At 34.7% G+C, this 403-nt stretch carries 1 protein-coding gene; it reads left to right on the top strand.

Going from position 1 to position 403, the window contains the following annotated elements; genetic code table 11:
- Positions 1 to 403 (top strand): exopolysaccharide Pel transporter PelG (pelG, locus tag FS935_RS22130; protein ID WP_240051000.1); only part of this gene is annotated, 403 nt, incomplete at both ends.

The following is a 403-nucleotide window of genomic DNA, read 5'->3' as shown; positions in this document are numbered from 1 at the left end:
GTATCTTGAAAAACATCCTTATTTATTTTTTATCGGGCTATTTTATTATGTTGGCTTATATGCGCATAATTTAGCTGTTTGGTTTGGCGATCGCAAAATTGTTGTTGAAGAAACGTTTGTGATGGCACCTTATTATGATACACCTGTGTTTTATGCTTATTTGAGTATTTTGCCTGCGCTCATACTATTTATGGTCACAGTTGAAACAACCTTTTATGAAGCGTATAAAAAATATTATGGCCGCATTTTAAATGGGTTTCCTCTGCAGGATATTGAAAATGCCAAAAACGAAATGTACCGAGTATTAAAGCATGAGATTTTGTTTATGTCACAGGTACAGCTATTGGTAGCTGTCGCCTTTCTATTTTTAGGTGTAAGGTTTCTACCATTTCTCGGAATGACA

The sequence above is a fragment of the Metabacillus litoralis genome (assembly GCF_007994985.1).
Taxonomy (GTDB): domain Bacteria; phylum Bacillota; class Bacilli; order Bacillales; family Bacillaceae; genus Metabacillus; species Metabacillus litoralis.
Note: the sequence above shows the minus strand (reverse complement) of the source record. Positions and strands in the feature narration are given on the sequence as shown.